General features: G+C 71.7%; 12 protein-coding genes. 8 read left to right on the top strand and 4 right to left on the bottom strand.

The window, feature by feature from the left end; genetic code table 11:
• Position 1: 1 nt before the first annotated feature.
• Complete coding sequence (locus ACQEVU_RS26560) at positions 2–1327, bottom strand: pectate lyase family protein (protein ID WP_433328054.1); 1326 nt, start codon at positions 1325–1327, stop codon at positions 2–4.
• Positions 1328–1493: 166 nt separating this feature from the next.
• Here ACQEVU_RS26560 and ACQEVU_RS26565 point away from each other — a divergent pair, with 166 nt between their 5' ends.
• On the top strand, positions 1494–2768 hold the full coding sequence (locus ACQEVU_RS26565; protein WP_433328056.1) for an MFS transporter: 1275 nt from the start codon (positions 1494–1496) through the stop codon (positions 2766–2768).
• 32 nt (positions 2769–2800) lie between these two features.
• On the opposite strand, the gene ACQEVU_RS26570 is transcribed toward ACQEVU_RS26565, so the two are convergent.
• A complete protein-coding gene (locus tag ACQEVU_RS26570; RefSeq protein WP_433328058.1) occupies positions 2801–6571 on the bottom strand; it encodes a tetratricopeptide repeat protein in 3771 nt (1256 codons plus the stop codon).
• 154 nt (positions 6572–6725) lie between these two features.
• Here ACQEVU_RS26570 and ACQEVU_RS26575 point away from each other — a divergent pair, with 154 nt between their 5' ends.
• Together ACQEVU_RS26575 and ACQEVU_RS26580 are read left to right on the top strand one after the other, a co-directional pair.
• Positions 6726–7628 (top strand): OmpA/MotB family protein, encoded by a 903-nt coding sequence (locus tag ACQEVU_RS26575; protein ID WP_433328060.1) that lies wholly within the window; start codon positions 6726–6728, stop codon positions 7626–7628.
• 18 nt (positions 7629–7646) lie between these two features.
• Positions 7647–8102, top strand: a complete 456-nt coding sequence (locus ACQEVU_RS26580; protein ID WP_433328061.1) for a flagellar basal body-associated FliL family protein — start codon at positions 7647–7649, stop codon at positions 8100–8102.
• Between the two features lie 115 nt (positions 8103–8217).
• Here the strand turns inward: ACQEVU_RS26580 and ACQEVU_RS26585 are convergent, their stop codons facing one another.
• Positions 8218–10095 (bottom strand): ricin-type beta-trefoil lectin domain protein, encoded by a 1878-nt coding sequence (locus ACQEVU_RS26585; RefSeq protein WP_433328062.1) that lies wholly within the window; start codon positions 10093–10095, stop codon positions 8218–8220.
• A 100-nt stretch (positions 10096–10195) separates the two neighbouring features.
• Here ACQEVU_RS26585 and ACQEVU_RS26590 point away from each other — a divergent pair, with 100 nt between their 5' ends.
• On the top strand, positions 10196–11497 hold the full coding sequence (locus tag ACQEVU_RS26590) for an NAD(P)/FAD-dependent oxidoreductase (RefSeq protein ID WP_433328063.1): 1302 nt from the start codon (positions 10196–10198) through the stop codon (positions 11495–11497).
• On the opposite strand, the gene ACQEVU_RS26595 is transcribed toward ACQEVU_RS26590, so the two are convergent.
• Positions 11472–12032, bottom strand: coding sequence for a class I SAM-dependent methyltransferase (locus ACQEVU_RS26595; RefSeq protein WP_433328064.1), 561 nt, complete (start codon positions 12030–12032; stop codon positions 11472–11474). The two genes, ACQEVU_RS26590 and ACQEVU_RS26595, sit on opposite strands and share 26 nt — an antisense overlap.
• A gap of 55 nt (positions 12033–12087) precedes the next feature.
• Between ACQEVU_RS26595 and ACQEVU_RS26600 the strand changes: the two genes are divergently transcribed.
• The 4 genes from ACQEVU_RS26600 (at position 12088) to ACQEVU_RS26615 (ending at position 16125) form a co-directional block, all read left to right on the top strand.
• Complete coding sequence (locus ACQEVU_RS26600) at positions 12088–12843, top strand: AraC family transcriptional regulator (protein ID WP_433328066.1); 756 nt, start codon at positions 12088–12090, stop codon at positions 12841–12843.
• Between the two features lie 204 nt (positions 12844–13047).
• Complete coding sequence (locus ACQEVU_RS26605; protein ID WP_433328067.1) at positions 13048–13365, top strand: STAS domain-containing protein; 318 nt, start codon at positions 13048–13050, stop codon at positions 13363–13365.
• Between the two features lie 108 nt (positions 13366–13473).
• Positions 13474–13932: an SRPBCC family protein gene (locus tag ACQEVU_RS26610; protein ID WP_433328068.1), complete on the top strand. Its 459-nt coding sequence runs from the start codon at positions 13474–13476 to the stop codon at positions 13930–13932.
• A 258-nt stretch (positions 13933–14190) separates the two neighbouring features.
• Positions 14191–16125, top strand: a complete 1935-nt coding sequence (locus ACQEVU_RS26615; RefSeq protein ID WP_433328069.1) for an elongation factor G — start codon at positions 14191–14193, stop codon at positions 16123–16125.
• The last annotated feature ends 58 nt before the right edge of the window (positions 16126–16183 follow it).

Consider the following 16183-nt stretch of genomic DNA (forward strand, 5'->3'; position numbering starts at 1 on the left):
GTCAGGCGGGCAGCTTGTTCGCGCCCGCGTTGGCGGTGACGATCCGCGGCACGTCGGCCGCCGGGTCCAGCGACGCCCGCCGGCTCGGGGTCCAGCCCGCGTCGGTGGCGATGTCGGGGTCGTAGGCCGCGTTGTACTCGGCCAGAAGGTTCACCGCGACGACCGGGCCGGTGCCGACCCGGGCCAGGGTGCCCTTCTCCGTCATCGCCGTGCCGCCCCAGTTGTACACGAACGCGCTCAGCGGCGTGTCGGCGCTACGCAGCACGAAGTTGTTCTCCGCGTAGATCGCCGACTGCACGCCGACGCCGAGGGCGTAGACGAACGTGTCCTCGTCGGTGGCGTAGTAGTAGTTGTTGTACACGTCGACCTGGCCGAACCGCACGCGCGGCATGCGCTGCCCGAGGTTGGCGAGGCGGTTGTGGTGCAGCGTGACGCGCAGCTTGCCGACGTCGACGCCCGGGGTGTTGGTCGAGCCGATGAGCATGGACTTGTCGTGCTCGAACATGTTGTTGTACGACACGGTGACGTAGTCCGAGCCCTTGATGATGTCGGCGAGGCCGTCGTGGACCTGGTAGGGGCGGCCGAGGTACAGCGGCTGGCCCGAGTCCTGGTTGTCGCCGTCGGTGAACGAGTTGTGGTCGAGCCACACGTTCGTGCTGCCGCTCAGCGTGACGTTGTCGTAGAGCGAGTTCCAGTTGCCGGTGTCGCCGTCGGTCGGGGTCCACGCCGGGAAGCAGTCGTGCGCGTCCACGAACGTCACGTTGCGGATGATGACGTTGCTGACGTTGGTGAGCAGGAGGTTGCCGCCGATGAGCCGCGCGTTGCGAACGCCGTAGATCGTCGTGTTGGCGCCCACGTCGATCTTGACCTTGAGGCTCTGGTTCTTCGCCGAGCGCACCCGGGCGTCCTCGAGCGGGCCGCTGGGCGCGACCCGGCCCCACACCGCCGGGTCATAGGCGGCGAGATAGTCCTGGAGGTTGTACGCCGGGTCGGCGTACGCGTCGCAGCCGCGCCCCTCGTTGGCGTCGATCGTGCCGGACAGCAGCACGATCTTGGGGGTGTTCCCGGCCACGGCGGCGGCCAGCTCGTCGCGGGTGCGCACGACGAACACGTGCGCGTCGTCGGCGGCCGAGCCGCCGGTGGTGCCGGCGCCGGCCGACGCCCAGCCGTCGTTGGCGGCGAGGGCTTGACGGGCCGCGGCCGGCACGGGCGGCGAGCCGGCGGTGGCCGCGGCGGCCACCGCCACCCCGGCCGCGGCCAGACCGGCCACCGTGGCGGCGATGAGCCCGGCCCGGCAGAGCCCCCGATACGACAAAGCTGCGTGCATGCATTCCTCCTGCGTCGCGGGAACGTTGAGGAAAGCGCATTCCTGACGAACACGTTGGCACCCGGCGGCACGGGAGTCAACGCGTGGCGTTTGCAGGTTTGTTGCATCGATCACTCCGCCCGGCCGCCCCTCGACCGGCGGGTAAGGGGCGGCGCAGGCTATGCCCATGACCGTCGCCGCCCCGGCCGCCCGCCGTTTCGCCGCGTTGCGCAACCGTGACTGCCGGCCGTACCTCTTCGGCGCGGCGCTGTCGATGATGGCCGACAACGTCGAGCACGTCATCACGTACTGGGTGCTGTGGCAGAAGTTCCACTCCGAGGCCCTGGCCGGCTTCCAGGTGATCAGCCACTGGGTGCCGTTCCTGCTGCTGTCGGTGTGGTTCGGCGGCCTCGCCGACCGCTACGACTGCCGCCGCGTGATCCAGGCCGCCCAGGTGCTGTTCATGGCGGTCTCGCTGATCTGGGGCATCCTGTTCATCACCGACTCCCTGCAGATCTGGCAGGCCTGCCTGCTGCTCGTCCTGCACGGCATGGCGGGCTCGCTGTGGGGCCCGGGCGAGCAGCTCATGCTGCACGACTTCGTCGGCGACGAGGAGCTCGCCTCGGCCGTCCGCCTGAACGCGACCTTCCGCAGCCTGGGCGTCCTCTTCGGCCCCGCCGTCGGCTCCGCGCTGCTGCTGCAGCTGGGCCCGAAGGCCGGCATCCTCGTGAACATCGCGTTCTACCTGCCGCTGACGCTGTTCCTGTTCCGCACGCGCTTCACCGGCCACAGCCGCCACGCCGGCCCCCGCCCGGCCCGCGTCGGCCTCTTCGACACCGTGCGCGTGCTGCGCCGGGTCGCGGGCGACCACACGCTGATCAGCATGATCATCCTCGCCGGCCTGGCGTCGTTCTTCGTCGGTACCTCCCTGCAGGCCACGATGCCGTCGTTCGCCGACGACCTCGGCACGGACGCCACGTCCATCTACGGCGTCCTGCTCTTCGCCACCGGCGCCGGCGGCGTGATCGGCGGCATCCTGCTGGAGGCGACCGGCCGGATACGCCCGACGGTCCGCGCGACCCTGGTGACGACGCTGCTGTACGGCGTGACGAGCCTGCTGTTCGCCGTGACCACGAGCTACGCGTTCGCGATCGTCGTCCTCTTCATCGGCGGCGTGGCCAGCCTGGCGTCGATGTCGATCGGCCAGACGGTGACCCAGCTCCTGGCGCCTCCCGCGGAGCGCGGCCGCGTGATCGGCGTCTACAACGTCTCGGCGAGCGGCCTGCGCGCCGGCAGCGGCGTCACGGTCGGCGTGCTCGGCCAGGCGATCGGCGTGCACTGGTCCCTGGCCCTGAGCTCCGCCGCCCTGTGCCTGGGCACCGGCGCCGCCGCTTTGTACACTCACAGCGGCGAGCGGAAGCCCACGCCTTCCATCGAGACGCACCCGGCGGAGGCGGAGTAGCCCGCTCCCGGCGCCGAGCCGGTCCCGGGCGATCAATCGGCGGACGGATCGTCGTCGAGCATCGCGATGAGGTGGTCATATGACGTGTCGTCCAGAACACGGCGGGCCGCTTCCGAGAACATGCTCCCGCTGATCTGACCGCGGATCCGCGCGAGTTGTCCGAGGGAGTTGCCAGCTTGCGGCACTCCGATGGCGAGCCTGATGGCGAGGGCTTCGATGTGCAGAGGTATCGCCGCAATGCTGTCGCCGGTGACGACACGCAGGTTGGCGAGCTGGCTCAGGTTGCTGGCCAGGCCGGCCTGGTCGCCGAGGCGCTCCCTGATCGCGCGCGATTGTTGGTAGCGGCGTTCGGCCTCGGCGTAGTCCGCACGCTCCTGGGCGAGGATGCCGAGCTGGTGATAGCTGCTGGCGAGCCCGGCCTCGTCGCCGAGCTCCTGCTTGATGGTGAGGGACTGCCGGTAGCGACGCTCGGCCTCCGTGTAGTCGCCGCGAAGGTAGGCGAGGTTGCCGAGCTGGTGGTGGCTGATGGCGAGGCCGGCCCGGTCGCCGAGCCGGTCCGTTATCCGGTGCGATTGCTGGTAGCGGCGCTCCGCCTCGACGTAGTCCCCGCGCAGCTGGGCGGCAATGCCGAGCTGGTGGTAGGTGGTGGCGAGGCCGCCCTCGTCGCCGAGCTGCTCGAACATGGGCAGACACTGCAGGTAGCGACGCTCGGCCTCGACGTTGTCCCCGCGCTCTTGGGCGAGGTTTCCGAGCTGGCCGTAACTGCTGGCGATGCCGCCCTGGTCGCCGAGCTGCTCGAACATGGGCAGGCACTGCAGGTACCGACGTTCGGCCTCGACGTAGTCCCCGCGCCGCTGGGCGAGGATGCCGAGCTGTCCGTAGCTGGCGGCGAGGCCGGCCTGGTCGCCGAGCTGCTCGAACATGGGCAGGCACTGCAGGTAGCGACGTTCGGCTTCGGCGTAGTCGCCGCGCCGCTGGGCGAGGACACCGAGCTGGCCGAGATAGGCGGGGCGGCGGGGGGACCCGGCCGGCAGCCAACGCAGGGTGTCGATGATGAGGCTGACCGCACGGTCCCACGCGCCCCACGATTCGAGCTGGAGGCAGATGTGTTCGGTGACGGCGCTGGCGGTGTCCAGGTCTCCGGCGGCGATCAGGTGGTGGCGGGCCTCTTCCAGGTCGTGGATGACCCCGACCGGGTGCTGCGGCCACGCATGCCACCGCCACTGCCAGTACGCAGCTGCCGTGCGCTGGCTCCGGCGGATGGGGTCTTTGCTCGGGTCGAGGGTGGTGGTGCGCTGCCAGCGGTGGTGCAGTTCGGTGGCGGTCCATCGGTGCATGTACACCACCCCGTCGGCCGGGTCGTGGTGGATGAGGCTGCTGTCCCGCAGGACGTCCAGCAGCTCGGGGAGGCCGGCCGGTTCCGTGTACGGCGACCGGGGCGGCTGCGTGGCTTCGGCGAGCAGGTCCCGCAGCGTGTTGCGGTCGGCCGGGGTGAGCGGCCCGCCTTCATCCAGGGCGGCGTCCATCTGGTCGTTGGTGAGGTCGTGCGCGGTGAGCAGGGCGGTGATCTGCTCGACGGCGGCTTGTCGCCGCTTTTGGCCGGCGGTGATCTGTTCGGCGGGTCTGGGGGTGCCGGTGTGGAAGGTGAGCGCAACCGTGGGGATCGGTTCGCGGTAGACGCTGATGGCCATGAGCAGGTCGATGGCGCCGGGGATGGTGGTGAGCCGGTTGAGGTGTTCGGTGAGCAGGACGTCGTCGGCGGCGAGGGTGACCGTGTCGGCCAGCGCCGCATCCAGGGTGCGGTCCTGCACCAGCCAGGTCCCGGCCTGGTCGGGTCCGAGGCGGGTCTGCGCCGCGTCGGCGAGCCGGGCGGTGATGTCCTCGAAGCGGGCGTGGCCATGGCCGAGCAGTGCGTCCAGGTATTCCAGCGACCGCGGGTGGCCGCCGACGACCCGCCAGATCTGCTCCACCGCCGGGTCATCGGTGGCGTGCCGGTCAATGTGCGGCAACGACCACAACAGTTTCCCCGTCTCCGCCGCCGACAGCGGACCCACCGGCTGCGCCAGCAACCGCCCACCCGGTAACGGCACCGGATGCCGCGACGTGACCAGTAGCCGACTCCCGGCCGGCGCCCCCGCCCACGCAGCCAACAGCCCGGCCAGGCCCGCATCGGCGATGGCCGTGCCGTCGGCGGTGAGGTTGTCCTCGAAGTTGTCCAGCACCACCAGGATGCGCACCTCGTGCAGGACATGCTCGCGCAGCACCTCAAACCGGTCCCGCCACGGCACATCCACCCGCCCGGCAACCGCCACCGCCTGCGCCGCCAACCCGGCCACCTGCCCGCGCACCAGCAGCTCCCGCCGAGCGACCGCCGCCACCTCGGCCAGGACCCCGTCGACGGTCACCTCCCCGAACAGACTCGCCACCCGCCACCCCGGATCAGCCTGGACCGTCCGGCGCAGCACCTCCGCCGCCAAGGTCGTCTTCCCCACCCCACCAATGCCGTACAACACCAGACCGGCGTACTCATCGCCGTCCAGCACCGACGGGAGGCGTCGTTGCAGGGCGCGGCGGCCGACGAACTGCCCGACCGGGCGGGCCTCGACCGGCCCCCACGCCGCCGGCCGCGCCGCCGGCACCGCCACCGCCGGCAACCCGTCGTCGACCACCGGGACCGCCCCGGCGCTGGCCTGCAGAGTGACCACACCCCACTCATCCATCCCCGCCAACCGGCGGCTGACCGGACTCGAAGCGCTCAGCAACTCCTGCTGCACCATCCGCCGGGCATCAGCGACCGCCTGCACCACATCCGCCCCCGGACTCCCCGCCAGCTCCGCATACACCCGCGCGAACAACAGCGTCGCGTAGCGATCGGTCACGCTCGTCTGCGTCCCGATCACCGCGCACGCCCCGTGAGCCGCCAACTGCGCCGCGTACGAGGAACCGTCAGCCTCACCGGCGGCATCGGTGTAACACGCGGCCAAGCTGATCACCGGCGGCATCCGGCCCGCCGGCACCGCCTCCACCAGCAACTGCTCCGCCGTCACCTCCCGCGCCCGACCCTCCTCGTCCTCCAGAATCAGCGCCCCCGGCTTACCGTGCGCCGAGATGTGCAGCACGTGCACTCCGCCGGGCACGTTCAACGCGGCCCGGATCGCCGCCGTCGTCGCGAACGGCACCACCTCCACCCGGCCCTGCGCCCGCCGCGCCTGCCGCACCGCCGCCAGCACCGCCCGCAACTCGTGCTCGTAATCCAGCAACGGACCACCACCAGCCACCGGCGACGCGATCGCCACCACAATCCGCAACGGCCCCGCCAACCCCGCCGGCACCCCCGCATCCCCACCACTCCGCCGGAAAACCACCACCAGGGGATGCAGGGCGAGGGGCCGGCCGGTCACCGGGTCCGGCAACGCCTCCCACGGCAACCACGCCAAACCCGGCGCGTCCACCGCCAACCGCAACGCCACATGCTCACGTACCGCACGCTCCACCAAACCCCGCAACCCGGCCGCCACCGGCGCCGGCAGGAACGACTCAGCCAGCAGCTCACCCGCCCGGCGCAACGACACCAGACCCGGCCCCGACTGGTCAGAGCCGACCTCCCGCACCGCCACACCGGACCGCGCCCGCTCCAACCGCACGTCATGCAACGCGTTCGACAACCCGGGCAGCACCCCACCATGCGGCGCCGACACGTCCACATCGGCGCCGTACAACCGCACCACACCATCAGCGACCGACAACGACACGTCCAGCGCCGCACCCCGCGGCGCCGCGGCGGCGGACTCACCGATCCCCATGCCTTCCACTGACGGACAGCACGGGCCCGCGGTGGCTGGTTTGAGCGAGCCGGGAACACAGCCGCTACCACGATGCACCGGGCCGCAACTGTTCAGTCGGGTGAATGGGCCGATGTCAGCACCGTCGGAGTACAGACATCGGGAGGGGGCCGCCGTGAGTGGTGGACACGCGGCGAAGGCCGGCGCGCACGCCAAGCACAAGAAGGGCGGCCACGAAGAGGAAGAGCACGAGAACCACGAGCGGTGGCTGGTCTCCTACGCCGACATGATGACCCTGCTCATGGTCCTGTTCATCGTGCTGTTCGCCATCTCCCAGGTCGACCAGAAAAAGTTCAACGAACTCAAGAACGGCCTCGCCGTCGGGTTCGGCAACCCCTCCGTCGCCTTCAACGGCGGCGAAGCCAACCTCCTGGAATCCTCCGACTCCAACTCCCCCATGGACCTCTCCTCCGGCATCGGCGGCACCACCAGCGACGCCACCGCCATCCAGGAAGCCGTCCAAGCCAAAGAACGCGCCCAAGCCTCCCGACGCCAGGCCGCCGCCCAGGCCGAAGTCCACAACTTCGACAAGATCAAACAACAGATCACCGACGCCCTCACCAAACAGGGCCTCCAGGACCAGGTCCAGTACTCCATCGACGAACGCGGCCTCATCGTCACCATCGTCACCAGCAGCATCGTCTTCAACGGCAACGAAGCCGACCTCCTCACCGACGGCCGGAACATCATCGACAGCATCGGCCCCGCCATCGCCGGCCTGCCCAACAAGATCGAAATCGACGGGCACACCAACCAGCTCACCGGCAGCACCGGCAACTACCCCTCCGGCTGGGAACTGTCCACCGCCCGCGCCTCCGCCGTCCTGCGCATGCTGCACACCGACGCCGGCATCGCCGAAACCCGCCTGCAAGCCACCGGCTTCGCCGACACCAAACCCCTCTACCCCGCCACCGACCCCCGCGCCACCACCCGCAACCGGCGCGTCGAAGTCATCGTCCTGTCCACCCTGCCGGCCGACACCCGGGCGCTGCTGCCCTCGGCCACCACCACCAGCTGACCGGGGAGGTAACCCACCATGGCCAAAGACGACAAGACCACCGAGGACGCCCCGGCCAAGGGCGGCAAGAAGAAGCTCATCATGATCATCGCGATCGCGCTGGTCGCCCTCATCGGCGGCGGCGCCGGCGGGTACATGATCTTCGCACCCAAGAAGGCCACCGCCGAGCCGCCCCCGACGCCCGGCGTGGTCTCGGTACTGGACGCGATCACGATCAACCTCGCCGACGGGCACTACCTCAAGCTCAAGATGACCCTGCAGGCCACCACCGAGGCCGCCGAGGCCCCCGACGGCAGCAAGGCCCTCGACATCGCCATCGAGGAGTACAGCGGCCGCAAGATGGACGAGCTGATGTCCAACGCCGAGCGCGACCGGACCAAGAAGGAGCTCGTCGCGAAGGTCGTCAAGGCCTACACGGTGGAGAAGAAGAAAGAGGTCATGGACATCTACTTCACGACCTTCGTCATCCAATAACCGCCGTCAGGCGAAAAATCGGATATGTCTGGATGCGCCAGCATCCGGACATATCTGCAGGCGCATGCCCCCGGCCCGCGTGGGAGAACGCGGGCCGGGGGTGTGCGAGCGCAGGCTAGGGCAGCGTCCAGGCCTGGTTCGCCGCGCCCGTGCACGACCAGATCTGCAGCTGGGTGCCGTCCGCGGAGCTCGGGCCGGTCGCGTCCAGGCACTTGCCGAGGGACTGCAGGCTGCCGCCGGCGCCCGCCGTCCACTGCTGGGCCGCCGTGCCGTTGCAGTCGTACAGCTGCACCTTCGTCCCGTTCGCGGAACTCGCGCCGGCCACGTCGAGGCACTTGCCCAGCGCCTTCACGGTGCCGTCGGTGCCGACCGTCCACTGCTGGGCGGTCGTGCCGTTGCAGGTGTACAGCTGGATCTTCGTCCCGTTGGCGCTGCTCGCGCCGGCGACGTCCACGCACTTGCCGCCGTAGCCGGTGATCTGGCCGGTGCGGGTCGTCGGGGTGCCGCTGTTGGCGCCGGCCCAGAGGTACGTGCCGACGGTCTTGGTGGGCAGGGTGCTCTGGATCTGCTGGTTGCCCACGCGCAGGGTGAACGCCTGGCTCGCCGAGGTCTGGTTCACCACGACCGTGACCAGGGTGCCGTCCGGGTTGAGGAAGGCGACGTTCGTGACGCTGCCGGTCGAGCCGTAGCCGGTCGCCACGCGCCGGGCGCCGGCCTGCACGAACTTCGAGAACTGGGCGACCATGTTGTAGTCGGGCAGGGCCCAGTACGTGTCGCGGTTCGTGGTGCTCTGCACGAGCATGGTCGGGTCGGGCGAGCCGGACCAGCGCTCGGGCGAGCGGTTCTGGTCGAGCATGCTAACCCAGCCCTCGTACAGGGTGGCGGAGTTGCGGAAGTACTGCACGATGCGGTCGGCTCCCGCGGTACCCCAGACGGAACGCTCCGTCATGAGGACGTCCTTGTCGGGGTAGCTCGCCTTCACCGTGGCCATCGCCGACGGGTCGCCGGCGTAGTCGTGGAAGGCGATGCCGTCCACCGAGGAGTAGGCGTCGCTGTGGCTCGAGGCGCTGCCCAGGACCCCCGCGGCGTAGGACGCGCCCTCGCTGAAGTTGTGGTCGAAGGCCCAGATCTTGACGGTACCGAGGGAGTTGTTGCTCAGCTCGGTGCGCAGCGCCTTGGCCAGCTGCCGCTCCTGGTCGGCGCTCACCAGCATGCCGGGGTAGTCCGCCGGGGAGAACAGCGGCTCGTTCTGCAGCGTCAGGCCGTAGATCGGGATGCCCTGGGCGGCATACGCCTGCACGGCCCGCCGGTAGTACGTGGCGAGGGTGGGGATGTAGGTGCTGTTGAGGCTGCCGCCGATGATGTTGTTGCTGGTCTTCATCCACGGCGGGGCGGACCAGGCGCTGGCGAAGATCTTCAGGTTCGGGTTGATGGCCAGGGCCTGCTTGAGCGTGGCGATGATGTTGTAGTCGATGTCGCGCTGGATGGAGAACCGCGACAGCGACGGGTCGGCCGCGCCGTCGTCGTAGGTGTAGAAGTCGTGCGAGGTGAAGTCGCTGGTGCCGAAGGTGATGCGGGCGACGTTGAAGCCGGCCCCGGCGGAGGGGTCGACGAGGGTCCGCAGCGCCCGGTCGCGCCCGGCGGCGGACATGCGCGACAGGTTGTAGATGGTCGACTCCTCGAGGGAGGAGCCGACACCCAGGATGCTCTGGTACTTCGTGTTGGTGTCGACGGTGACGGTGGCGCTGCCCGACGCCGAGCCGATCGGGATGTCGGCCTGGCGGGACAGCTGGTACGGGGTGCCGGCGAGGCCGGTGGCGGGGCTGGTGTACCAGTTGCCGTTCTTCGGCTCGTAGCCCGCGGTACGGGACTCCGAGCTCCAGTAGACCTGCACGGCGGTGGCCGCCGCGGAAGCCGGCAGCTGGGCGGAGGTGAGGAGGGCGGCCGTCGTGGCCGCGACGAGCAGTGCAGCGAGTGGCCGGGTTGGGACCATGTCGCCTCCTGGCGGAGAGTTAACTTCGGGACTTGTATTAAGCCGCGGCGGGTCATATCTGTCAATGTTCTTAACAGATAAGGGCGGGTAGTGCGGTGCGATGCGGATCGTGATCGTCGGAGCCGGTTTCGCCGGATTTCAGGCCGCCCGCCGGCTGCTGCGGCGCTCCCATGGCGCCGCCGACGTCGTCGTGGTCAACCCGACCGACTACTTCCTGTACCTGCCGCTGCTGCCCGAGGTCGCCGGCGGGGTGATCGACCCGCGGGCGATCAGCGTGCCGCTGCAGGACACGCTGCCCGGGGTCCGGCTCGTGCTCGGCGAGGTCGACGGCATCGACCCCGAGGCGCGCACCGTCACCTACGCGGGGCCGGAGGGCGGCAGCGGCATCCTGCGGTACGACCGGCTGATCCTGGCCACCGGGAGCGTCAACCGGCTGCTGCCCATCCCGGGAGTCGCCGAGAACGCGCACGGCTTCCGCGGCATCGCCGAGGCGCTGTACCTGCGCGACCACCTGATCCGCCAGATCGAGCTCGCCGACGCCGCCGACGACCCGGCCGAGCGCGCGGCCCGGATGACCTTCGTGGTCGTCGGCGCCGGGTACACCGGCACCGAGGTCACCGCCCAGGGCCAGCTGCTCACCGCCGACGTCGCCGGCCGCCATCCGCGGCTGGCGGCGACGCCCCCGCGCTGGCTGCTGCTGGACACCGCGGAGCAGGTGCTGCCCGGCATGGACGCGCGCATGGCGGCCGGCGCCGAGCGGGTGCTGCGCGCCCGCCGCGTCGACGTGCGCCTCGGCACGTCGGTGCGCGAGGCCACCGCCGAGGGCGTCCGGCTCACCGACGACCGGTTCGTGCCCTCGCGGACCCTCGTGTGGTGCGTCGGCGTGCGCCCCGACCCGCTGGTCGAGCGGGCCGGCCTGCCGACCGACGAGGGCCGCCTGCGCGTCGACGCCTGCCTGCGGGTGCCCGGGCACCCGCACATCTTCGGCTGCGGCGACGCCGCCGCGGTGCCCGACGGGCACCACCCCGGCCGTTACACCGCCCTGACCGCCCAGCACGCCGTCCGGCAGGGCCGCACCGCCGCCGACAACGTCGCGGCGTCCTTCGGGATCGGGCGGGAGCGGCGGTACCACCACCGCGACCTCGGCTTCGTCGTCGACCTCGGCGGCTGGCAGGCCGTGGCCGACCCGCTGCACGTCCCGCTGAGCGGGCTCCTCGCGCGCGCCGTGACCCGCGGCTACCACCTGTCCGCGCTGCCGGCCGGCCGCCTGCGCACCGCCGCCGGCTGGCTGATCGCCGCCGCCGTCGGCCGCCCGGGCGTGCAGCTCGGCCTGGTGCCGGGCCGGGCGGTGCCGCTGGACACCGCCACGCCGCAGCTCAGCGCGCCGACGCGCGGAACTTGACGCGATTGGCGGCGGTGGACACCCGTACGTCGGTGAAGCCGGCCCGCTCGAGGCGCTCCGGCAGCGTCGCCGGGTCCAGCGGCACCATGATGTCGCCGATGTGCAGCAGCCGGAACCGCGGCGTCGGCAGGCTGTCACTGCCGGCGAAGACCCCGCCGGGCGCCAGGACCCGGCGGGCCTCGGCCAGCAGCCGGTCCTGCTGCTGCACCGACGGCACGTGGTGCAGCATCGTGAAGCACACGACCGCGTCGAAGGACGCGTCGGGCAGCGGCATCGCGGCGCCGTCGCCCTCGATGACGGTGACGCCGCCGGGCACGTGCCGGCGCAGGCGCTCGGCGAGCTTCGGGTTGACCTCCACCGCCGTCATCGCCTCGCTGCCGCGGGCCAGCACCCGCGTGGTCGCCCCGAACCCGGGCCCGATCTCGAGCAGCCGGCCGTCGAGCGCCACGTCCCTGAGCGCCCACGGCAGCAGACGGTGCTCGACGGTCTCGTACCACTTCGCCGACTTGCACAGCCGGTTGTGCAGCAGGTTCATGCCATCGACGCTAGTGACGGCAGGCCGTGGCCACCAGCTGCTATCGTGCCATGTGATGTCGAAATCGGGACATCCGGCGATCATGGTCGGCGACTTCGCGATGGCGCACGGGATGCGGTTCGCGCCGCACCGCCACCCCGTGCATCAGCTGTCGTGGGCCACGGAAGGTACCGTGTCGATCTCCACCGCCGCGGGGGCCTGGGTGCTGCCGGCGACCCGCGCCCTGTGGATCCCCGCCGGGGTCGAGCACGCCGTGGACGTCAGCGGGCGGGCCGTGTTCCGGACCGTGCACCTCGACCGCTCCCCGCACGGATGGACCGCCCCGACCGTCGTCGCGGTCACGCCGCTGCTGCGGGAGCTGGCCGGGTACCTGACCGACCGCGCCCTGCCCGGCGACGCCCGCCGCCGCGCCGAGGCCGTGCTGCTCGACCTGCTGCGCCCGGTGAGCGCCGCCGCGCTGGAGGTGCCGATGCCGGCCGACCCGCGGGCCCGGGCCGTCGCCGAGGCGATCCTGGCCGACCCGGCCGACGCCCGCGGCCTGGCCGCCTGGGGCCGCGCGACCGGCGCCAGCGGCCGGACCCTGGCCCGGGCGTTCACCGCCGAGACGGGGCTGAGCTTCGGCCGCTGGCGCACCAACGCCCGGCTGCGGGCCGCGCTGTTCCTGCTCGCCGCCCGCACCCCGGTGGCCGTGGTGGCCCGCCGCGTCGGCTACAGCACCCCGAGCGCGTTCATCGCCGCGTTCCGCGCGGCGCTGGGCGTCTCCCCCGGCGCGTACTTCACGCCGCCGCCGGCCGCGGCGGACGGTGCGTAGACAGCAGCACCACGCCGGCCACGACCGCGGCCGGGCACGCGGCGAACGCGGCCGCGTCCCGGGCGAGTGCGGGATCTCCTCGTGCAGCAGCAGCGCGCCGAGCAGCACCGCGGTGATCGGGTTGGCCATGAGGTCGGCCGGGTAGTGTGGCTGCGCAGACGAACCGGTGCGCCACGGGAGCGACACGCGGGACTTGGGGGATTTGTGGCGCTGACGGTGGTACGGCGGGACGGCCCGGCGGCGGTGACCCTCACCCCGCAGGGCGAGGTCGACCCCGACACCGCGCCCGCGCTCGAGGCGGCCCTCGACGCCGCGCTGGACGGCGGCGCCCCCGCTCCGATCGTCGTGGACCTGTCCGGCGTGCGGTTCCTGGACTCCGCCGGCATCAGCGCCCTCCTCCGCGGCCGCCGCCGCACTGTTGCCGCCGGTCGCGCCTTCCGCGTCACCGGGGCCGACGACTTCGTGGCGGAAGTGCTGCACCTGACCGGCGTGTGGGACCTGCTGGCGGGCGGTGCACCGTGACCCCGACCGGCGACGCCCCCGGAGCCGCGATGGCCGCGATGCTCGGCGACCGGGCCCCGAGCGACGACGTGGCCGTCCCGGCGCCGCGCCGCGAGTAGCATCGCGGCTATGGCCGTCGACGTCGTTACGGACATCGTCATCGACCGGCCGTGCGCGCAGGTCGCGGCGTTCGCCGGCGAGCCCACCAACGCCACGGCGTGGTACGCCAACATCACCTCCGTCGAGTGGCGCACCGCGCCGCCGTTGCAGGTCGGCTCGACGATGGACTTCGTCGCCCGGTTCCTCGGCCGCCCGCTCGCCTACACCTACGAGGTCGTCGAGCTCGTCCCCGGCGAGCGGCTCGTCATGCGGACGGCGCAGGGCCCCTTTCCGATGGAGACCACCTACACCTGGCAGCCCCTCGACGCCGCCCGCACCCGCATGACGCTGCGCAACCGCGGCGAGCCCGCCGGCTTCGGCAAGCTCACCGCCCCGGTGCTGGCGGCCGCGATGCGCCGGGCCAACACCAAGGACCTCGCGCGGCTCAAGGCGCTGCTCGAGTCCGGGCCGGCCGCTCGGCCGGAATAGCGCTACGCGATAAAGCGTTGCGCCGTAGCGCTACGGTTGGCGTAGAGAACTCGTCGAGTGGAGGGAGCGCGCCGTGCAGTACCGCACCGCTGTCATCGTTCCCCGCTCGCAGCACGAGGTGATCCGCGTGTCCTGGTTCCCCCCGGTGCCCGCACGCGCGGCGGCACTGGGGCGTCCCGCGACCGGCTGAGCAGCACTCGGCCCGGCGGGGCGAATCGCGCTGTCCTGTCCACGTGACAAGCCCGTGAAGGGGCAACAGTGCGTAACGAACTGGACCGCGTCCGTAACATCGGCATCCTGGCCCACGTCGACGCGGGGAAGACGACGATCACCGAACGGATCCTGTTCGCGACCGGCGCCACCTATAAACAGGGCGAGGTCCATGACGGCACCACCGTCACGGACTTCGACGCCCAGGAGCGCGACCGCGGCATCACCATCTTCGCCGCCGCGGTCAGCGTCGACTGGGACGGCCACCGGATCAACCTGATCGACACGCCCGGCCACGTCGACTTCGCCGACGAGGTCGAGCGCTCGCTGCGCGTCCTCGACGGCGCGGTCGCCGTGTTCGACGGCGTCGCCGGCGTCGAACCGCAGAGCGAGTCGGTGTGGCGCCAGGCCGACCGCTACGGCGTGCCCCGGATCGCGTTCGTCAACAAGCTCGACCGGGCCGGTGCGTCCTTCGCCGCCGCGATCGAATCCATCCGCGAACGGCTGCGCGTCACGCCGATCGCGGTACAGGCGCCGATCGGGGCCGAGTCGGACTTCGCCGGGATGACCGACCTGACGGCCGTCCCGGACCCGTCCCTCGTCGAGCAGGTGGCCGAGCTGCACGGCGGGGCATTGGAGGAGTACGTCGAGACCGGCACCCTGAGCCGCGAAACGCTGCGCCGGGCGCTGCGCGAGCTGACCCTCGCCGGCACCGCGGTCGTCGTGCTGGGCGGCGCGGCGTACAAGGACAAGGGCATCGAGGCCCTGCTCGACGCGGTGGTGGCGTACCTGCCCTCGCCGCTGGACAAGGCCCCCGTCGACGAGGCACACCCGGCCGAACCGGGCGCGCCGCTGGCGGCGCTCGTGTTCAAGGTGCAGGCGGCCGCGACCGGCCGGCTCACCTTCCTGCGGGTGTACTCCGGGACGCTGCACAAGGGCACGGACGTGTACGAGCCGAACGCGGGCCAGACCGAGCGCGTCTCGCGGATCCTGCACGTGCAGGCCGACCGGCACACCGACGTGCCGGCCGCCGTCGCGGGCGACATCGTCGCCGTCATCGGGCTCAAGCACGCCCGCACCGGCGAGACGCTGTGCGACCCGCAGCACCGCATCGTGCTCGAGCCGCCGTCCACGGCGACGCCCGTCGTCTCCGTGGCCGTCGAGGCGAGGAGCCGCGCCGACGCCGGCCGCCTCGCGGTGGCGCTGGCCCGGCTCGTCGAGGAGGACCCGTCGCTGACGGTCACCGCCGACGCCGAGACCGGCCAGACGGTGCTCAGCGGCATGGGCGAACTGCACCTGGAGGTGGCGGTGGAGAAGATGCGACAGACCGGCAACGGCCTGCCGATCTCCGTCGGCCGCCCGCAGGTCGCCTACCGCGAGACGCTGGTGCGCGGCGTGAGCGGCCTGCTGTACCGCCTCGTGCACCAGCGCGGCGGCGCGGGCCTGTACGCCCACGTCCAGCTCGATGTGTCCCCTGTGGACGGTGAGGAGTTCGTGTTCGAGTCCACTGTGGTCGGTGGCCACGTGGCCAGGGAGTACGTCCGCGCGGTCGAGGACGGCTGCCGCGACGCGCTGGCGACGGGCCCGGTCGGCGGCTACCCGGTCACGGGCGTGAAGGTGACGCTCACCGACGGCCGCATGCACGAGAAGGACTCCTCCGACCTGGCGTTCCGCCTGGCCGGCCGCGAGGCCCTCGAGCAGGCCTTCCGGGAGTCCGAGATGGTCCTGCTGGAGCCGGTCGTTGACGCCACCGTGACCGTGCCCGAGGACATGGTCGGCGGCGTCCTCGGCGACCTGTCCGCGCGCCGGGGCCGGGTCACCGGCTCGACGACGCGCGGCGGCTCGGTCGTCGTGACCGCGGTCGTGCCGCTGGTCGAACTGTTCGGCTACGCGACCCGGCTGCGCAGCCGCACGCAGGGCCGCGGCACGTTCACGACCCGCCCGGCCGGCTACGCCCAGGCCCCTTCGGGGATCCTCGCGTAGCGCCACAGGGAAAGGGCGCGCATCCCGTCCGCGGGATGCGCGCCACTTTCCTTTCTGC

Source organism: Dactylosporangium sp. CA-139066, assembly GCF_050936175.1.
GTDB lineage: Bacteria > Actinomycetota > Actinomycetes > Mycobacteriales > Micromonosporaceae > Dactylosporangium.